The following is a 16,104-nucleotide window of genomic DNA, read 5'->3' on the forward strand; positions in this document are numbered from 1 at the left end:
GCCCCGGTTCACTCAGTCGTTGGCGTGCAGCGCGGTGTTGAGCTCGATACCGGTGCCGTCGCGGCCGACCACCTCGACCGCGCCCGTCGTCGAGTTCCGCCGGAACAGCAGGCCCGACTCCCCGGACAGCTCGCGCGCCTTCACCAGCGTCCCGTCACCCAGCCGCACCTTGGTGCCCGCCGTCACGTACAGCCCGGCCTCCACCACGCAGTCGTCGCCGAGGGAGATCCCCACCCCGGCGTTCGCGCCGAGCAGGCAGCGCTCACCGACGCTGATGACCTCCTTGCCGCCGCCGGAGAGCGTCCCCATGATCGACGCGCCGCCGCCGACGTCGGAGCCGTCGCCGACCACCACACCGGCTGAGATCCGACCCTCCACCATGGACGCGCCGAGCGTGCCCGCGTTGAAGTTCACGAAGCCCTCGTGCATCACGGTCGTGCCGGTCGCCAGGTGCGCGCCGAGCCGCACCCGGTCGGCCTCGGCGATGCGCACCCCGGCGGGCAGCACGTAGTCGACCATCCGCGGGAACTTGTCCACCCCGTACACGGTCACCTGGCCGCGGGAGCGCAGCCGCAGCCGGGTCGCCTCGAAGCCGTCGACCGGGCACGGGCCGTGGTTGGTCCACACGACATTGCTCAGCAGGCCGAACACGCCGTCGAGGTTCTGCCCGTGCGGGCGCACCAGGCGCGCCGACAGCAGGTGCAGCCGCAGGTACACGTCGTGCGCGTCGGTCGGCGGGCGCTCCAGGTCGTCCACGGTGGTGCGCACCGCGACCACCTCGACGCCGCGCGCCGGGTCCGGCCCGAGCAGCGCGGCCACGCCAGCGCCCAGTTCCGCGGTCGCCTCGTCGGTGGTCAGCCGCACCGTGCCCGCCTCGGCCACCGCGCCGAGCCGGGGCGAGGGGAACCAGGTGTCGAGCACCGTGCCGTCCGTGGTCACCGTCGCCAGGCCGACGCCGTGGGCGCCCTTGCTCTCAGTCGCTTCCGCACTGCTCACACGCGACACGGTAACCAATCGCGCGGGGAGTAGCGTGACGGGCCGTGACCGTTGAGCTGGATCTCACCGCTGACCCCGTCGACCTCACCACCGCCCTCGTCGCCGTGCCCAGCGTCTCCGAGGACGAGGTCGTGCTGGCCGACGCCGTCGAGCGCGCGCTGCGGGCCCAGGCGCCGCACCTGGAGGTGGTCCGCAGCGGCAACGCCGTGCTGGCCCGCACCAACCTCGGCCGCGCGTCCCGGGTGGTGTTCGCGGGTCACATCGACACCGTGCCGGTCAACGACAACCTGCCGCCCCGGCTGGTCGACGGCGTGCTGCACGGCCTCGGCGCGGTCGACATGAAGGGCGGGGTGGCCGTCATGCTGCACCTGGCCGCCGCGGCGACCGATCCCAAGCACGACCTGACGTTCCTGTTCTACGACTGCGAGGAGATCGACGCCGCCCGCAACGGCCTCGGCCGGGTCGAGCGCGACCTGCCGGACTGGATGCGCGGTGACCTGGCCGTGGTCTGCGAGCCGTCCAACGGCACCATCGAGGCGGGTTGCCAGGGCACCATGCGCATCGCGGTCCGCACCTCCGGCGTCCGCGCGCACACCGCTCGCGGCTGGATGGGTGTCAACGCGATCCACGCGATCGGCGCGGTCCTGGCGACCCTGACCGCCTACGAGACCCGCGTCGTCGACATCGACGGCTGCACCTACCGCGAGGGCCTGCAGGCCGTGCACATCTCCGGCGGCGTCGCGGGCAACGTGGTCCCGGACGCGGCCGAGGTGCGGATCAACTTCCGGTTCGCCCCCGACCGCACCCCCGAGCAGGCCGAGGCCCACCTGCGGGAGGTCTTCGCCGGTCACGACGTCACCGTGGTCGACGGCGCCGCAGGTGCGTTGCCCGGTCTCACCGCGCCCGCCGCGCAGGAGTTGCTGGCTGCCGCAGGCGGCACGCCCGTCGCCAAGCTGGGGTGGACGGACGTGGCCAGGTTCGCCGCGCTGGGCATCCCGGCGGTCAACTTCGGACCGGGCGACCCGACGCTGGCCCACACCCAGCACGAGCACGTCCCGGTCGGGCAGATCACCGAGTGCGCGCGGGTCCTTCGCCTGTTCGTTGGCGGATAGTCGCCATTAGCCCGATCGGGAACAAGGTCATCGTCCTAGACTCGGCCGCGTGACCATTGACGGACCCGATGACCTCGGCAGCGACCTGCACCCCAAGGAGCGCCAGCGCGGCCCGGTGACCTTGCGCCGGGAGCGCAGCGAAGAAGCCACCACCACCGACCAGCGCCTGCTCGACTCGCGCGGGCCGTCGGACTGGGTGCACACCGACCCGTGGCGGGTCCTGCGCATCCAGGCCGAGTTCGTCGAGGGGTTCGGCGCGCTCGCCGAGGTGCCGCGTGCGGTGACCGTGTTCGGTTCGGCCAGGACCAAGCGCGACGACCCCGAGTACCAGCTCGGCCGCGACATCGGCGCCGCGCTGGCGGCTTCCGGTTTCGCCACCATCACCGGTGGCGGCCCCGGCGCGATGGAGGCGGTCAACCGCGGCGCGTCCGAGGCCGGTGGCCTGTCGATCGGGCTGGGCATCGAGCTGCCGTTCGAGCAGGGCCTCAACCCGTGGGTCGACCTCGGCGTGAACTTCCGGTACTTCTTCGCGCGCAAGACGATGTTCATCAAGTACTCGCAGGCCTTCATCTGCCTGCCGGGTGGCTTCGGCACGCTCGACGAGCTTTTCGAGGCTCTTACCCTCGTGCAGACCAAGAAGGTCACGAAGTTCCCGGTTGTCCTCTTTGGCACCGAGTACTGGGGCGGCCTCTATGAGTGGCTGCGCAGTTCGGTCCTCGCGGGCGGCAAGATCGGCGAGAAGGACATGGCCCTCTTGCACCTGACCGACGACGTCGACGACGCGGTCGGTGTGGTCGAGAAGGCCTACCAGGCCTGGAGCGACGCCCATTGAGCCGCTCGGTAGCCGTCTACTGCGGCTCGCACTCGACCGTGCCGCGTTCGTACCTGGACTTAGCTGACGAAGTCGGGGCTGGCATAGCCGCGCGCGGCTGGACGCTCGTCTGGGGCGGATCCGCCGTGTCCATGATGGGCTCGGTGGCCCGCGCGACAAGGCGCGGCGGATCGCGGACGGTGGGCGTCATCCCGCGCGCGTTGGTGGAGCTGGAAACCGCGGACCCCGACGCCGACGAGCTGATCGTCGTCGACACGATGCGCGAGCGGAAGCGCGAGATGGACGACCGCGCCGACGCCTTCCTGACGCTGCCCGGCGGCCTGGGCACCTGCGAGGAGCTCTTCGAGGTCTGGACGTCCCGCTACCTGGGGATGCACACCAAACCCGTGGTCCTGCTCGACCCCGACGACCACTGGTCCGGCATGCTGACCTGGGTCCGCGAGCTCCACTCCAGGGGCTTCGTCAACGACGTCGCCCTCAACGCCCTCGTCGTCACCCGGACCGCCGAAGAGGCCCTGGCCGCCTGCGCCTGACTAGGCGGCTTCGCTGGGGCGCTTGTGGTACGAGTCGACGTACTCCTGGCCGCTGAGCTCGAGGATCGCGTACATGATCTCGTCGGTCACGGCGCGGCGGATGGGCAGTGAGTTGGCCAGGCCGTCGTAGCGGCTGAAGTCGAGCGGCTCGCCGAAGCGCACGGTGATGCGGTGCGGGCGGGGCCACTTGCGGCCCGCGGGCTGGACCTTGTCCGTCCCGATCAGGGCCACCGGCACGACCGGCGCCTTGTGCTCCAGCGCCAGCTGCGCCACCCCGGTCCGGCCGCGGTGCAGCTTGCCGTCGAGGGAGCGCGTGCCCTCGGGGTGGATCGCGAACGCGTCGCCCGCGTCGAGCACCGCACCGGCCACCTCGAGCGAGGCCAGCGCCGCGCGGCTGTTGTCCCGCTCGACGGGGATGGCCCCCAGGGCGCGGAAGAGCACGCCGACCAGGCGCTTCTTCGGTGAGCCCCCGGCGAAGTACTCCGCCTTGGCCAGGAACGACACCCGGCGGGAGACCATCATCGGCACCACGAAGCTGTCGATGACCGCCAGGTGGTTGATCGCCAGGATCACCGGGCCCTTGGCGGGTACCCGCTCGGCGCCCTCGACGACGGGTCGCAGGAACAGCCTGGCCAGGAACGAGAGCACGACGCGCAGCGTGCGGTAGAACACGGATTGGCCTCCTCGGTCGCGCTCAACTGTAGCCGGCGCCGGTCGCGACCACCGCACGGTGGAGACGCCGCTCACCATGGCACCATCGGTAACCATGACGGCTCTGCGGTTCGGCACCCGCGAGGTCCCCCAGGACCGCGCCCTGGTGATGGCGATCGTGAACCGGACCAGGGACTCCTTCTACGACCGGGGTGCCACCTTCGCCGAGCCCGCCGCCCTCGCCGCGGTCGACCGGGCGGTGGCCGAGGGCGCCGACATCGTCGACATCGGCGGGGTGCGGGCCGGGTCGCACGGCGAGCCGGTCGACTCGGCGGAGGAGGCGCGGCGGGTGGTCCCGTTCGTCGCGGCGGTGCGCGAGCGCCACCCCGACCTGGTGATCAGCGTCGACACCTGGCGGCACGAGGTGGGTCGGGCGGTGTGCGAGGCGGGCGCCGACCTGATCAACGACACCTGGGCGGGCGCGGACCCGCGGCTGGCCGAGGTCGCCGCCGAGTTCGGGGTCGGCATCGTCTGCTCGCACACCGGTGGCGCCGCCCCGCGCACCGACCCCCACCGGGTCCGCTACGGCGACCTCGTCGGTGAGGTCGTGACCGAGCTGGTGGCCAGGGCCGAGCGGATGGTCGAGCTGGGCGTGCCGCGCGAGGGCGTGCTCATCGACCCGACGCACGACTTCGGCAAGAACACCTGGCACGGCCTGGAACTCCTGCGCCGCTTGGACGAGCTCGTCGCCACGGGGTGGCCGGTGCTGATGGCACTGTCCAACAAGGACTTCGTCGGCGAGACCCTCGACGTGAGCCTCGACGAGCGCGTGGACGGAACCCTTGCCGCCACGGCCGTTTCCGCGTGGGCGGGCGCGAAGGTCTTCCGCGCGCACCAGGTCGCCAGGACTCGTCAGGTCGTCGACATGGTCGCGGGCATCGCCGGAACCCGCCCCCCGGCCCGGGTGACCCGGGCCCTGGCGTGAGCAGCCTGGAGCGGACCACCTGGCAGAGTCCCGAGTGGACTGTCACGCAGTTGGTGCGCGCCAAGGGGAGCAGGACCGTCAGCGTGGTCCTACCCGCGTTGAACGAAGAGGCCACGGTCGGTGCTGTCGTCGCTTCGGTGCTGCCCCTGGTCGGCACGTTGGTCGACGAGCTCGTGGTCATCGACTCCGGGTCGACCGACCGCACCCGCGCTCGCGCCGAGGCCGCGGGCGCCCGGGTCGTGCACCGCGACGCCGTGCTGCCCGCCGTCGCGCCGCGCCCGGGCAAGGGCGAGGTCCTGTGGCGCTCGCTGGCCGCCACCAGTGGTGACCTGGTCGTCTTCCTCGACTCCGACCTGGTCGACCCCGACCCCGCGTTCGTCCCGCACCTGCTCGGACCGCTGCTGACCGCGCACGGCGTGCACCTGGTCAAGGGCTTCTACCGGCGCCCGCTGCGGCTGGAGACCGAGGAGGTCGGCACCGGCGGCGGCCGGGTCACCGAACTGCTGGCCCGACCCGCCCTGTCCGCGCTGCGCCCCGAGCTCGCCGACGTGATCCAACCCCTCGGCGGCGAGTACGCGGCCACCCGCGAGTTCCTCACCTCCGTCCCGTTCGCCGCGGGCTACGGCGTCGAGATCGGCCTGCTGCTCGACGCGCACACCCGCTACGGCCTCGCCGGGCTCGCCCAGGTCAACCTCGGTGTCCGCAAGCACCGCAACCGCTCGCTGCTGCAACTGGGCGTCATGGCCAGGCAGATCCTCGGCACCGCTCTCGATCGCTGCGGCGTGCCGTCCGCGACCGGCGTGCTGACCCAGTTCGTACAGGTCGGCGGCGAATGGCTGCCGGACAGGACCGAGGTGCTCGTCGCCGACCGGCCCCCGATGGCCGGGGTGCTCGGCGGCTAGACCGGCCTGGTCAGGTGGTACTCGGTGATGCTCGGGTCGTTCGGGTACGGCATCTCCCGGCCGTTCGGGGTGAACCCGAGCCGGTCGTAGAAGCGCCGCGCGCGGGGGTTGTTGCCCACCACCCAGGCGTTCACCGCGCCAGCCCCCTCCGCCTTCGCCCAGTCCACCAGCGTCTCCACCAACTCGGTCGCCAGCGACGTGCCCCTGGCGGCTGGCGCGATCCACACCGAGATCATCTCCACCGGGTCGCCGGGGATGCCCGCCGCGATCGCGACCGGCTCGACGTCGGCGAAGGCCAGGAAGACGGCGTGCTTGCGCGGCCAGTCCCGCCAGTGGTCGTCGCCGTAGGGCGTCTCCTTGGCCAGGGTGGACGCGAACGCGTACGGGGCCTCGGTGAGGGCGGCCAGCCGGACGGCGCGGATCGCGGACCAGTCGGCTGGGGTGGCGCGGCTGATGGCCATGATCGCGAGGTTCCCCGGGGTGCCGGGGGCCCGGCAACCGGTTTTCTCCCGCTCACCCGCTGTGCGGACCGGCCGATGCGTGACACGATCTGCCCGTGACCACCGTGCTCATCTACCTCGTCGTCATGGCGCTCGTGGCCGCCGTGGTGTTCCTGCTCGCCTCCGTGGTGTTCGGCCGCGGCGAGGAACTGCCCGCGCTGCCCCCCGGCGCGTCCCCGACCCGGCTGCCCGCCACCGACGTCACCGGCGACGACGTGCGCTCGGTGCGGTTCCAGCTGGTGTTCCGCGGCTACCGGATGACCGAGGTGGACTGGGTGCTGCAGCGCCTCGGCGGCGAGCTCGACCAGCTGCGGGCCAAGGTGGCCGAGCTGGAGAAGGCGGATGATCCGAGTCGCTGAACGCGTCGACATCCAGGCGCCAGCCGAGGTGACCTGGGCGGCGATGACCGACTGGGCGCGGCAGGGCACCTGGATGCTCGGCACCACGGTCAGGGTGACCGGCGGTGACGGCCGCGGCGTCGGGTCGACACTGGCCGCGTTCACCGGCGTCATCGGCATCGGGTTCACTGACCACATGGAGATCACCGAGTGGCGGCCCCCGGCCCGCTGCGCCGTCCGCCACACGGGCTGGCTCGTGCGCGGCACCGGGGTGTTCGAGGTCGAAGACCGCGGCGCCGCCGGGTCGACCTTCGTGTGGCGGGAAGACCTGCGGGTGCCGCGACCGCTGTGGGCCCTGGTGAGCCCGGTGTTCCGCGCGGGACTGCGGCTGTCGCTGCGCCGGTTCGCGGCGTTCGCGGAGGCGCGCGCGTGACGGCGCTGGTGCGGTGCGCCTGGGGTGACTCGACGCCGGACTACGCGGACTACCACGACAACGAGTGGGGCGTGCCGCTGCGCGGGCGGGACGCGATGTACGAGCGGGTGAGCCTGGAGGCGTTCCAGAGCGGGCTGTCCTGGATCACGATCCTGCGCAAGCGGGAGGCGTTCCGCGAGGCGTTCGAGCAGTTCGTCCCGGAACGGGTCGCCGGGTTCGGCCCGACCGAGGTGGACCGGCTGATGGCGGACGCGGGGATCGTGCGCAACCGGGCGAAGATCGAGGCCACCATTCGCAACGCTCGGGCCGTGGTCGCCCTGGACGAGCCCTTCGACGACCTCCTCTGGTCCTTCGCCCCCACCACCCCCCGCCCCCGCCCAGCCACCCACGCGGACGTCCCGGCCATCACCCCGGAGTCCACGGCGATGGCCAAAGCCCTCAAACGCCACGGCTTCGCCTTCGTCGGCCCCACCACCTGCTACGCCCTCATGCAAGCCACCGGCATGGTCAACGACCACGTCGCCACCTGCTTCCGCGCCACGGAGCACTGACCACAAACGAGAGCACTGCTCTCGAAGTGGAGCACCGCTCCCGGAGGGTGGCGCTCTTCGCCGAGAGCGCTGATCGCCGTCGTGAGCACCGCTCTCCCGGATGTCGGATCGCGCGGAGAGCACCGCTCTTGTTGGAGAGCGGCGCTCTCGACCGCGTCGATCCTTGGCGAGAGCGGTGCTCTCGAATGAAGGCGCCGCTCTGCCTGTGGGTCTCGCGAACGCCGCTCATTGTCGAGAGCACTGCTCTCGACAATGAGCACTGCTCTCGGGGCTAGTGGCCGACGAAGTTGGGGGTGCGTTTGGCGACGAAGGCCTCGACGCCCTCGCGGTGGTCGGCTGTCGCGCCCGCTTCCTGCTGGGTGCGGCCCTCGACAGCCAGCCCCTCAGCGAGTGGGGCGCCTGCGGAGGCGAGCAACGCCTCCTTGATCTTGGCGTAAGCCGCCGTCGGGCCCGTGGCGAGTCGGGCGGCCAAAGCCTGGGCCGTGGGCAGGACCTCGTCCACCGGCACGACCTGGTTGACCATCCCGATCCGCAGCGCCTCCTCCGCGTCCACCGGCCGCGCCAGCAGGAACAGCTCCATCGCCCGCCCGTACCCGATCAGGCGCGGCAGGGTCCACGCCGACCCGGAGTCCGCGGTCAGCCCGACCCCCGCGAAGGCCATCAGGAACTTGGTCGATTCGGCCGCGACCCGCAGGTCGCACGCGTACGCGAACGACGCCCCCGCCCCGGCGGCCATCCCGTTCACCGCCGCGATGATCGGCTTGGGCAGCGTGGTGATGGCCGTCACGATCGGGTTGTAGTGCTTGTCGACCGTCGCCAGCGGTGCCGGGTCGTCCGCGCGCAGGAGGTCGAGGTGCTCCTTCAGGTCCTGTCCCGCGCAGAACGCCTTGCCTGCCCCGGTCAGCACCACCGCCCGCACCGAGGCGTCCGCCCCGGCCTCTTCCAGGGCCGTGATCAGCGCTTCCTTCAGCGCCACGGTCAGCGAGTTGAACGACTCCGGTCGGTTCAGAGTCAGCGTGCGCACCCCGTCGCGGTCTGAGATCGTCAGCACCTCGGCCACTGGACGCCACCTTTCCTGGTCACGCGGTAGACCTCTGCTTACCACCCCGCCGCAGGCAGTCGTCCAGGAACTCGGTCACAGCCGGGGCCAGGCGGGCCGTGTGCCGGTCGAAGAACTCCGCGGCGGCGAACCCCGGCCAGTCCGGGGGCAGCAGGTCCACCGGCAGCCCCGGGTCGGCGAACAGGAACTTGCGCCACGCGTGCAGCAGCCGCTGGGTCGCCGCAAAAGCCTCCGCCGGGTCGGTTCCGTCCACAGCGGACATCACGGGTGACCAGGTCGCCACGAACTCGCGGTACCGCTCACCCAACCCGGTGAGATCCCACGCGCGGGCGGCCAGGTCCACGTCCGACCCGTCCTGCGCCCCGTGGAAGACCCTGGCCGTCAACCCCTCCCCGGCCAGCACCTCGCCCAGCTCCGCCGACGGCCGGGGTGCGACCCAAGTCGACGGTCCCAGCGGCCCGTACCCGAGTAACCGCAACGACGACGCCAGGCGGTCGCGCGCGCCCCTCGGCGGCGCCTCCTCCAGCACGACCACGTGCCAACGCCCGTCCCAAGTGGACGGGAGGGTGCGGTAGATCCTGGCGCCCGCCTCGTCGAGCCGCAGCTCGGCGCGGGTGGTGAGGGTGTAGCCGGGGCCGTCGGCGAGGCGGACCGGGGTGAGCCAGCCCTGGCGGACCATTCTGGACACCGCGGTCCTGATCGCGGGCGCGCCGAAGCCCAGCGGCTCCAGCAGCCGCACCAGCGCGGCGATGGTCGCCGAGCCGTCCCGCTGCCGCAGGTGGCCGCCGAAGACGTCGAAGAGGGCGGAACGGGCGCGCACGACCGTCGAGTCTGGCAGGCCGTCGACCCCCGGCGCCACCCATCGTGGCCGGTCACCCGACACGCGATGATCGGTTCCGATTTCACCGCCGCGCGCCGGATGGGGGAGAATGGCCCGGACCCGGCGGGTTCGCTGCGTCGGGTGGGCAGGCTATGACGGAGGGAGCACGCTATGGCGGCCATGAAGCCCCGGACCGGAGACGGTCCCCTCGAAGTGACCAAGGAGGGCCGGGGCATCGTGATGCGCGTCCCGCTCGAGGGCGGCGGACGTCTGGTGGTCGAGATGACCCCGGAGGAGGCCAGCAACCTCGGCGACGCGCTCAAGTCCGCCTCGGGCTGATCCCCCAACGCCGGGCCTGATCACCGCCTCCGGTCGTGATCACCCCGGCGCACCCCGGCCCCAGCCGACACCCTCGACGCTCCCGCACGGAGGACCGCTTGCCCACGCCGACCCCGCCGACGCCGCTGCCCGACGTGGAGGTGTCCGCCGGGTCCGCGGCGGGTGTCCCGGTCGCCGTCCTCACCAGGGCTTCCGACGACGGCCCGGCCCAGATCGGCCCCGGTGGTGACGAGCTCGGCCCGGCCTGGGCGGAGGCCGTGGGCCTGGCGGGCAAGGCGGGCGAAGTGCGCCGCGGTCCGGTTGACGCGGCGGCCAGGTGGGCCGTGGGGGTCGGCGCTGGTGAGCCCAAGCACTGGCGCGGCGCGGGCGCGGCACTCGCCCGCGCGGTCAACGCCCTGCTGGAGACCAGGCCGGACGCGGGCGACGCGGTGCAGGTCGAGCTCCCCGCCGACGTCGACGCCGAGCAGGCCGCCTGGTTCGCGACCGGGCTGCGGTTGGGTGGCTACCGGTACCGGGTGACCGGCGAGGACCAGGCTCCCCGGTTGCGCTCCGTGCGCCTGGTGGTGTCCGAACGCGACCGTCGCGAACGGATCGCCGCCGCGGTCAAGCGGGCCGGTGTGCTGGCCGCGGCGACCGCGCTGACGCGTGACCTGGCCAACGCGCCCTCCAACGTCAAAGACCCCGCCTGGCTGGCCAAGAGCGCGGTCAAGGCGATCGGCAAGCCCAAGGGCCTCACCGCGCGCATCCACGACGAGAAGTGGCTGGCCGAGCACGGTTTCGGCGGTCTGCTCGCGGTCGGCGGGGGCTCCTCGCGCCCGCCCCGCCTGGTGCATGTGACCTGGTCGCCGCCCAACGCCGTCGGGCCGCACATCGGCTTGGTCGGCAAGGGCATCACCTTCGACACCGGCGGCATCTCCATCAAGCCGAACGAGGGCATGCACCTCATGCGCACGGACATGGCCGGTGGCGCGGCTGTGCTTGCTGCGATTGGCGCAATCGCCCGTCTTGGCCTGCCTATTCGCGTGACGGCTCTAGTCCCGTGCGCGGAGAACCACGTGTCCGGGTCCTCTTACCGCCCTGGCGACGTAGTGCGCCACTACGGCGGTAAGACCACCGAGATCACCAACACCGACGCCGAAGGCAGGGTCGTCCTCGCGGACGCCCTCACCTACGCCCACCAGGACCTAGGAGTCGACCTCCTCGTCGACGTCGCCACGCTCACTGGTGCGATGAAGGTCTCTCTAGGCACCCGCATCGGCGGCCTCTTCACCGACGACGACGCCCTAGCCGACCGGATCTCCGCCGCCAGCACCACCGCCGGTGAGTCCTTGTGGCGGATGCCGCTGCTGGACCATTTGGCCGCCGAGGTGCACAGCGACGTCGCGGACGTCCGCCAGTGCCCGCCAGGGCCCGGGGCCATCACCGCGGCGCTGTTCCTGCGCGAGTTCACCGGTGGCCTCCCGTGGGCGCACCTGGACATCGCCGGACCGGCACGCGCCGACCGCGCTTACGCCGACGTCGTGCCCGGTGCGACCGGGTTCGCCGCCCGCACGCTGGTCGAGTTCGTCGCCTCGTACGGCTCCTGAGCGAAGACCCGGTCGAGGAACGCGTACTTCGCCACGAACACCGGCAGGCCGCTGAGCACGTAGGTGACGTTGAGCACCAGCGTGCGCGCGGCCCGGTCGGCCACCAGCGGGCCGACCAGCCAGTCCGCGGCGGCGGTCAGCAGCACCGACACGAGCCCGCCGAGCACCGTGACCACCAGGTACCCGACGACCTGCCTGGTCAGCCGGGGCATGCCGCGCTGCCCCCAGGCCCACCAGCGGATCATCACGAAGTGCGGCACCGCGCCGACGGCGAAGGCGATCGTGCTGGCCACCAGCGCGCCGAACACGCCCCAGCCGTAGAGCACGAACAGGACCAGCTGGCTGATCCCGGTCGCCACCAGCGAGGCCACCGTGTAGCGGGTGAACCGGACCCGCACGTTCTGTCCCAGCACCCTCGCCAACCTACGAGCCACCGGCTGATGGTCCTCTCAGTGCGGCGCGGTACACCTCGACCGTCCGCTCGGCGACCGACTCCCAGGAGAACTCCCGCTCGGCCCGCGCCCGCCCGGCGGCACCCATGGCCGCCGCCCGGTCCGGTGTGGACAGCAGTGCGTTGACCGCGTCCGCGAGCCCGGCCTGGAACGTAGTGGCGTCGTTGGGGTCGTAGTGCACCAGCAGGCCGGTCTCCCCGTCTGCCACGACCTCGGGGATACCGCCGACATCGGAGGCCACGACCGCAGTACCGCAGGCCATCGCCTCTAGGTTCACGATGCCCAGGGGCTCGTAGACCGACGGGCACACGAACACGGTGGCGTGGCTGAGCAGCTGGCGCACCTCGGGCTGCCGCAGCATCCGCTGGATCCAGAACACCCCACCACGCTCTTGCGCTAAGAGCTCCACCGCGGCCCGGGTCTCCTCGGCGATCTCCGGCGTGTCCGGTGCACCCGCGCATAGAACCACCTGCGCAGACGGGTCGATCCGGTGCGCGGCGGCGATGAGGTGGTTGACGCCCTTCTGGCGGGTGATGCGGCCCACGAACACGACCGTCGGTTTCGCCGGATCGATGCCGTTGTCGACGAGAACGTCCACCTCGGACACCGGGTGGTAGTTGGCCGCGTCGATCCCGTTGCGCACGACGTGCACGCGAGCCGGGTCGAGCTCGGGGTAGCAGTCGAGGACGTCCGTGCGCATCCCCTCACTGACCGCGATCACCGCGTCCGCCGCCAGGTAGGCGGTGCGCTCGACCCAGCTGGACAGCCGGTAACCCCCACCGAGCTGCTCGGCCTTCCACGGCCTGCGCGGCTCCAGCGAATGCGCGGTCACCACGTGCGGGACGCCGTGCAGCAGCTGCGCGAGGTGCCCTGCGTGGTTGGCGTACCAGGTGTGCGAGTGGACCAGATCCACTCCTTCGACGGCGGCGGCGATGGACAGGTCCGCCGACAGCGTGCGCAGCGCAGGGTTGGCCTGCTCCAGGCCAGGCGCGGGGTTGTGCGCGGTCGCGTCCTCGCGCGCACCGCCGAAGCAGTGCACGTCGACGTCGGCCAACGCCCGCAGCCTCGGCACCAGGTAACCCACGTGGACACCTGCCCCGCCGTAGACCTCCGGTGGGTACTCCCTGGTCAGCAATCCGATGCGCACGCCTGCCACGGTAGTCGCAGTCCGCCGCGCGCAACGCCGTGCGGCGCCCGGGTGAACACCCGGGCAATGGGCGGTCAACGAGCGCCCACACGGAGTAGCGCGTATGGCAGGACGACCACGCTGACGGTTAGATTCATCGTGTGAAGGGCAAGCCGCGCGTACTCGGGATCGTGTTGGCTGGTGGCGAGGGCAAACGCCTGTGGCCCCTCACGGCGGACCGGGCCAAACCCGCTGTGCCCTTCGCGGGCAACTACCGCCTCGTCGACTTCGTGCTGTCGAACCTGGTCAACGCCGGGTTCCACCAGCTGTGCGTGTTGACCCAGTACAAGTCCCACTCCCTGGACCGGCACATCTCCACGACGTGGCGGCTGTCCAACGTCCTGGGCCAGTACGTGACCCCGGTCCCGGCGCAGCAGCGCCTCGGGCCGCGCTGGTACCAAGGCAGTGCCGATGCGATCTACCAGTCGCTCAACCTCGTCTACGACGAGCAGCCCGACTACATCGCGGTGTTCGGTGCCGACCACGTCTACCGCATGGACCCCGGCCAGATGCTCGAGCAGCACATCGACTCCGGGGCGGGCGTCACGGTCGCGGGCATCCGGGTCCCGCGCCACGAGGCCAGGGCGTTCGGGTGCATCGACTCGGATGCCTCTGGGCGGATCACCAGCTTCTTGGAGAAGCCGGACAACCCGCCCTCAGTACCCGACGACCCCGACGTCACGTTCGCCTCTATGGGCAACTACCTGTTCTCGACATCGACGCTGATCGAGGCCCTACGCGCGGACGCGGCCGACCGTGACTCCATGCACGACATGGGCGGCGACATCATCCCGATGCTGGTGGACCAGGGCGCCGCCCACGTCTATGACTTCGCCGACAACGTCGTGCCAGGGGAGACCGAACGCGACAAGGGCTACTGGCGCGACGTAGGGACCATCGACGCGTTCTACGACGCGCACATGGACTTAGTGTCGGTGCACCCCGTCTTCAACCTCTATAACCGGCTCTGGCCGATACGCACCGCGACCCCACCGCTACCGCCCGCCAAGTTCGTCAACGGCGGCACTGCCACCGAGTCGATCGTCGGACCCGGATCGGTCATCTCCGGCGCCACTGTGACCGACTCGGTCATCTGCGCCGACGTCGTCATCGAGGACGGGGCGGTCGTGGAGGGCAGCGTGCTGCTGCCCGGTGCCCGTGTCGGCAAGGGCGCCGTGGTCCGGCGGGCGATCCTGGACAAGAACGTCGTGGTCGCCGACGGTGTCCGACTCGGGGTGGACCTGGAGGCCGACCGGCAGCGCTACACGGTCAGCTCCAGCGGGGTGGTCGTGCTCGGCAAGGGCGCGCGCGCCGACTAGGCGATCTTGGCGGCGAGCAGCAGGCCGTCACCCAGCGGGAGCAGCAGCGGGACCAGCCGGTCGTCCTCGCGCACGGCCCGCACCACCTCGCGCAGGGCGAGGGTCTCGGCGTCGCGCCGGGCCGGGTTGGCGATGTTGCCCTGGTAGAGGACGCTGTCGAAGGCGAGCACCCCGCCGGGGCGCAGCAGCCGCACGCCGTGCTCGTGGAACGCCGGGTACTCGGTGGCCGCCGCGTCGACGAACAGCAGGTCGTAGCCGCCGTCGCTGAGCCTGGGCAGCACGTCGAGAGCCCGCCCCATGATCAACCGGGTGCGGCCGGGCGGGACGCCAGCCTGGCGGAAGGTGCGCTTGGCGACCGCCTGCACCTCGGGTTCGACGTCGATCGAGGTCAGCACCCCGTCGGGGGCCATCCCGCGCAGCAGGTGCAGGCCGCTGACGCCCACCCCGGTCCCGACCTCCACGACCGCCTTGGCCCGCAGCGCCGCGGCCAGGAACCGCAGCGCCGCGCCGGTCGCCGCGCCGACCGGGGCGCAGCCCAGCTGGGCGCCCAGGGTCCGCGCCGCGACGAGCGTGTCGTCCTCGACGAGGTAACCCTCGATGTAGTCGCTGAGCCCCACCGGGCCAGCGACGGGCGGTTCCGGTGCCACGGGAACGCAGATTAGCGGCGCTCGTGGCCAAAACGGGTGAACCTGACCGGAAGGTCACCCGGCCACGTTTTCTCAGCCTCGTCTCAGCCCACTCTGAGGGTTGCCACATGGGCGGGCGGCATCGTGGTCGTCAACAGGGGAAGTGGCGAGAGCGGGGACGCTGTGGGACTGGGCGCGGTGGGGTCGAAGAGCAGGGCGAGCGCGGGGAACACGGCGGGCCGCGCTGGCGTTGGGAACGGTAGTGGGCAGGACGGGCTTCAGGAGGTGCGCATCCCCACGACGCAGAGCGCGACCGAGGTCAAGCCGGTCGAGCTGACCGAGCAGGCCGAGTGGACGGTCCCGAGCTGGGACGAGGTCGTGCGCGAGCACGGCGACCGGGTGTACCGGCTGGCGTACCGCCTCTCCGGCAACGCGCACGACGCCGAGGACCTCACCCAGGAGACGTTCATCCGGGTGTTCCGCTCGCTCGCGTCGTACAAGCCCGGCACCTTCGAGGGCTGGCTGCACCGGATCACCACGAACCTGTTCCTGGACATGGTCCGGCGCCGCTCCCGGCTGCGCATGGAGGGCCTGCCCGAGGACACCGACCGCATCGAGGGCGACGAACCCAGCCCCGAAGAGGTCTACGACGAGACGCACCTCGACCCGGACCTGCAGGCCGCGCTCGACGAGCTGCCCCCGGAGTTCCGCGCCGCGGTCGTCCTGTGCGACGTCGAAGGGCTGTCGTACGAGGAGATCGGCGCCACCCTCGGGGTGAAGCTGGGTACTGTGCGCAGCAGGATCCACCGCGGCCGCCAGGCACTGCGGGTGGCTTTGGAGCGCCGCCGGGCGCTGGCGCGGGAGGCATCGGCATGACCACCTG

At 71.8% G+C, this 16,104-nt stretch carries 20 protein-coding genes; 12 read left to right on the plus strand and 8 right to left on the minus strand.

Annotated features, from left to right (window positions below; all coding sequences use genetic code 11):
- Positions 1-12: 12 nt before the first annotated feature.
- The gene (gene dapD, locus JOD54_RS11435; RefSeq protein ID WP_204450518.1) at positions 13-996 is read right to left on the minus strand and encodes a 2,3,4,5-tetrahydropyridine-2,6-dicarboxylate N-succinyltransferase; all 984 of its coding nucleotides are present in this window, start codon (positions 994-996) and stop codon (positions 13-15) included.
- Positions 997-1,040: 44 nt separating this feature from the next.
- Here dapD and dapE point away from each other — a divergent pair, with 44 nt between their 5' ends.
- From dapE to JOD54_RS11450, 3 genes are read left to right on the plus strand one after another with little or no spacing between them, the layout of a single operon-like run.
- Positions 1,041-2,108 carry a succinyl-diaminopimelate desuccinylase gene (dapE, locus tag JOD54_RS11440; protein WP_204450519.1) on the plus strand — a complete coding sequence of 356 codons (1,068 nt, stop codon included), beginning with the start codon at positions 1,041-1,043 and terminating at the stop codon, positions 2,106-2,108.
- Positions 2,109-2,157: 49 nt separating this feature from the next.
- Positions 2,158-2,940: an LOG family protein gene (locus tag JOD54_RS11445; RefSeq protein ID WP_204450520.1), complete on the plus strand. Its 783-nt coding sequence runs from the start codon at positions 2,158-2,160 to the stop codon at positions 2,938-2,940.
- Entirely contained in the window at positions 2,937-3,473 is a 537-nt protein-coding gene (locus JOD54_RS11450; protein WP_239573348.1) for an LOG family protein, read from the plus strand. The genes JOD54_RS11445 and JOD54_RS11450 overlap by 4 nt, the downstream gene beginning before the upstream one ends.
- Here JOD54_RS11450 and JOD54_RS11455 read toward each other — a convergent pair whose 3' ends face one another.
- Positions 3,474-4,145: a lysophospholipid acyltransferase family protein gene (locus JOD54_RS11455; RefSeq protein ID WP_204450521.1), complete on the minus strand. Its 672-nt coding sequence runs from the start codon at positions 4,143-4,145 to the stop codon at positions 3,474-3,476.
- 94 nt (positions 4,146-4,239) lie between these two features.
- Between JOD54_RS11455 and folP the strand changes: the two genes are divergently transcribed.
- Both folP and JOD54_RS11465 read left to right on the plus strand, forming a co-directional pair.
- Positions 4,240-5,109, plus strand: a complete 870-nt coding sequence (folP, locus tag JOD54_RS11460; RefSeq protein WP_204450522.1) for a dihydropteroate synthase — start codon at positions 4,240-4,242, stop codon at positions 5,107-5,109.
- Entirely contained in the window at positions 5,106-6,011 is a 906-nt protein-coding gene (locus JOD54_RS11465; RefSeq protein WP_204450523.1) for a glucosyl-3-phosphoglycerate synthase, read from the plus strand. Before folP ends, JOD54_RS11465 begins: the two co-directional genes overlap by 4 nt.
- Here JOD54_RS11465 and JOD54_RS11470 read toward each other — a convergent pair.
- Positions 6,008-6,472, minus strand: coding sequence for a GNAT family N-acetyltransferase (locus tag JOD54_RS11470; protein WP_204450524.1), 465 nt, complete (start codon positions 6,470-6,472; stop codon positions 6,008-6,010). The two genes, JOD54_RS11465 and JOD54_RS11470, sit on opposite strands and share 4 nt — an antisense overlap.
- A gap of 95 nt (positions 6,473-6,567) precedes the next feature.
- Between JOD54_RS11470 and JOD54_RS11475 the strand changes: the two genes are divergently transcribed.
- The 3 genes from JOD54_RS11475 to JOD54_RS11485 are packed head-to-tail and all read left to right on the plus strand — an operon-like array spanning position 6,568 to position 7,833.
- Entirely contained in the window at positions 6,568-6,870 is a 303-nt protein-coding gene (locus tag JOD54_RS11475; RefSeq protein WP_204450525.1) for a DivIVA domain-containing protein, read from the plus strand.
- Complete coding sequence (locus tag JOD54_RS11480; RefSeq protein WP_204450526.1) at positions 6,854-7,282, plus strand: SRPBCC family protein; 429 nt, start codon at positions 6,854-6,856, stop codon at positions 7,280-7,282. Before JOD54_RS11475 ends, JOD54_RS11480 begins: the two co-directional genes overlap by 17 nt.
- Positions 7,279-7,833, plus strand: coding sequence for a DNA-3-methyladenine glycosylase I (locus JOD54_RS11485; protein ID WP_204450527.1), 555 nt, complete (start codon positions 7,279-7,281; stop codon positions 7,831-7,833). Before JOD54_RS11480 ends, JOD54_RS11485 begins: the two co-directional genes overlap by 4 nt.
- Before the next feature lie 271 nt (positions 7,834-8,104).
- Here the strand turns inward: JOD54_RS11485 and JOD54_RS11490 are convergent, their stop codons facing one another.
- Entirely contained in the window at positions 8,105-8,893 is a 789-nt protein-coding gene (locus JOD54_RS11490; protein WP_204450528.1) for an enoyl-CoA hydratase-related protein, read from the minus strand.
- Positions 8,894-8,912: 19 nt separating this feature from the next.
- Positions 8,913-9,713 carry a PaaX family transcriptional regulator gene (locus JOD54_RS11495; protein WP_204450529.1) on the minus strand — a complete coding sequence of 267 codons (801 nt, stop codon included), beginning with the start codon at positions 9,711-9,713 and terminating at the stop codon, positions 8,913-8,915.
- A gap of 171 nt (positions 9,714-9,884) precedes the next feature.
- Here JOD54_RS11495 and JOD54_RS11500 point away from each other — a divergent pair, with 171 nt between their 5' ends.
- Positions 9,885-10,052: a DUF3117 domain-containing protein gene (locus tag JOD54_RS11500; protein WP_204450530.1), complete on the plus strand. Its 168-nt coding sequence runs from the start codon at positions 9,885-9,887 to the stop codon at positions 10,050-10,052.
- A gap of 98 nt (positions 10,053-10,150) precedes the next feature.
- On the plus strand, positions 10,151-11,638 hold the full coding sequence (locus tag JOD54_RS11505; protein WP_204450531.1) for a leucyl aminopeptidase: 1,488 nt from the start codon (positions 10,151-10,153) through the stop codon (positions 11,636-11,638).
- Here the strand turns inward: JOD54_RS11505 and JOD54_RS11510 are convergent.
- Both JOD54_RS11510 and glgA read right to left on the minus strand, forming a co-directional pair.
- Positions 11,560-12,072: a GtrA family protein gene (locus tag JOD54_RS11510; protein ID WP_307859940.1), complete on the minus strand. Its 513-nt coding sequence runs from the start codon at positions 12,070-12,072 to the stop codon at positions 11,560-11,562. The two genes, JOD54_RS11505 and JOD54_RS11510, sit on opposite strands and share 79 nt — an antisense overlap.
- Positions 12,062-13,237 (minus strand): glycogen synthase, encoded by a 1,176-nt coding sequence (gene glgA, locus JOD54_RS11515; RefSeq protein WP_204450533.1) that lies wholly within the window; start codon positions 13,235-13,237, stop codon positions 12,062-12,064. Before glgA ends, JOD54_RS11510 begins: the two co-directional genes overlap by 11 nt.
- A 140-nt stretch (positions 13,238-13,377) precedes the next feature.
- Between glgA and glgC the strand changes: the two genes are divergently transcribed.
- The gene (gene glgC / locus JOD54_RS11520) at positions 13,378-14,595 is read left to right on the plus strand and encodes a glucose-1-phosphate adenylyltransferase (protein WP_204450534.1); all 1,218 of its coding nucleotides are present in this window, start codon (positions 13,378-13,380) and stop codon (positions 14,593-14,595) included.
- Here the strand turns inward: glgC and JOD54_RS11525 are convergent.
- The gene (locus JOD54_RS11525) at positions 14,592-15,242 is read right to left on the minus strand and encodes an O-methyltransferase (RefSeq protein WP_204450535.1); all 651 of its coding nucleotides are present in this window, start codon (positions 15,240-15,242) and stop codon (positions 14,592-14,594) included. The genes glgC and JOD54_RS11525 overlap by 4 nt on opposite strands.
- Positions 15,243-15,512: 270 nt before the next feature.
- Between JOD54_RS11525 and sigE the strand changes: the two genes are divergently transcribed.
- Positions 15,513-16,097, plus strand: a complete 585-nt coding sequence (sigE, locus tag JOD54_RS11530; protein WP_307860533.1) for an RNA polymerase sigma factor SigE — start codon at positions 15,513-15,515, stop codon at positions 16,095-16,097.
- Positions 16,098-16,104: the final 7 nt, after the last annotated feature.

Origin of the sequence: Actinokineospora baliensis, assembly GCF_016907695.1 — a bacterium.
Classification (GTDB): domain Bacteria; phylum Actinomycetota; class Actinomycetes; order Mycobacteriales; family Pseudonocardiaceae; genus Actinokineospora; species Actinokineospora baliensis.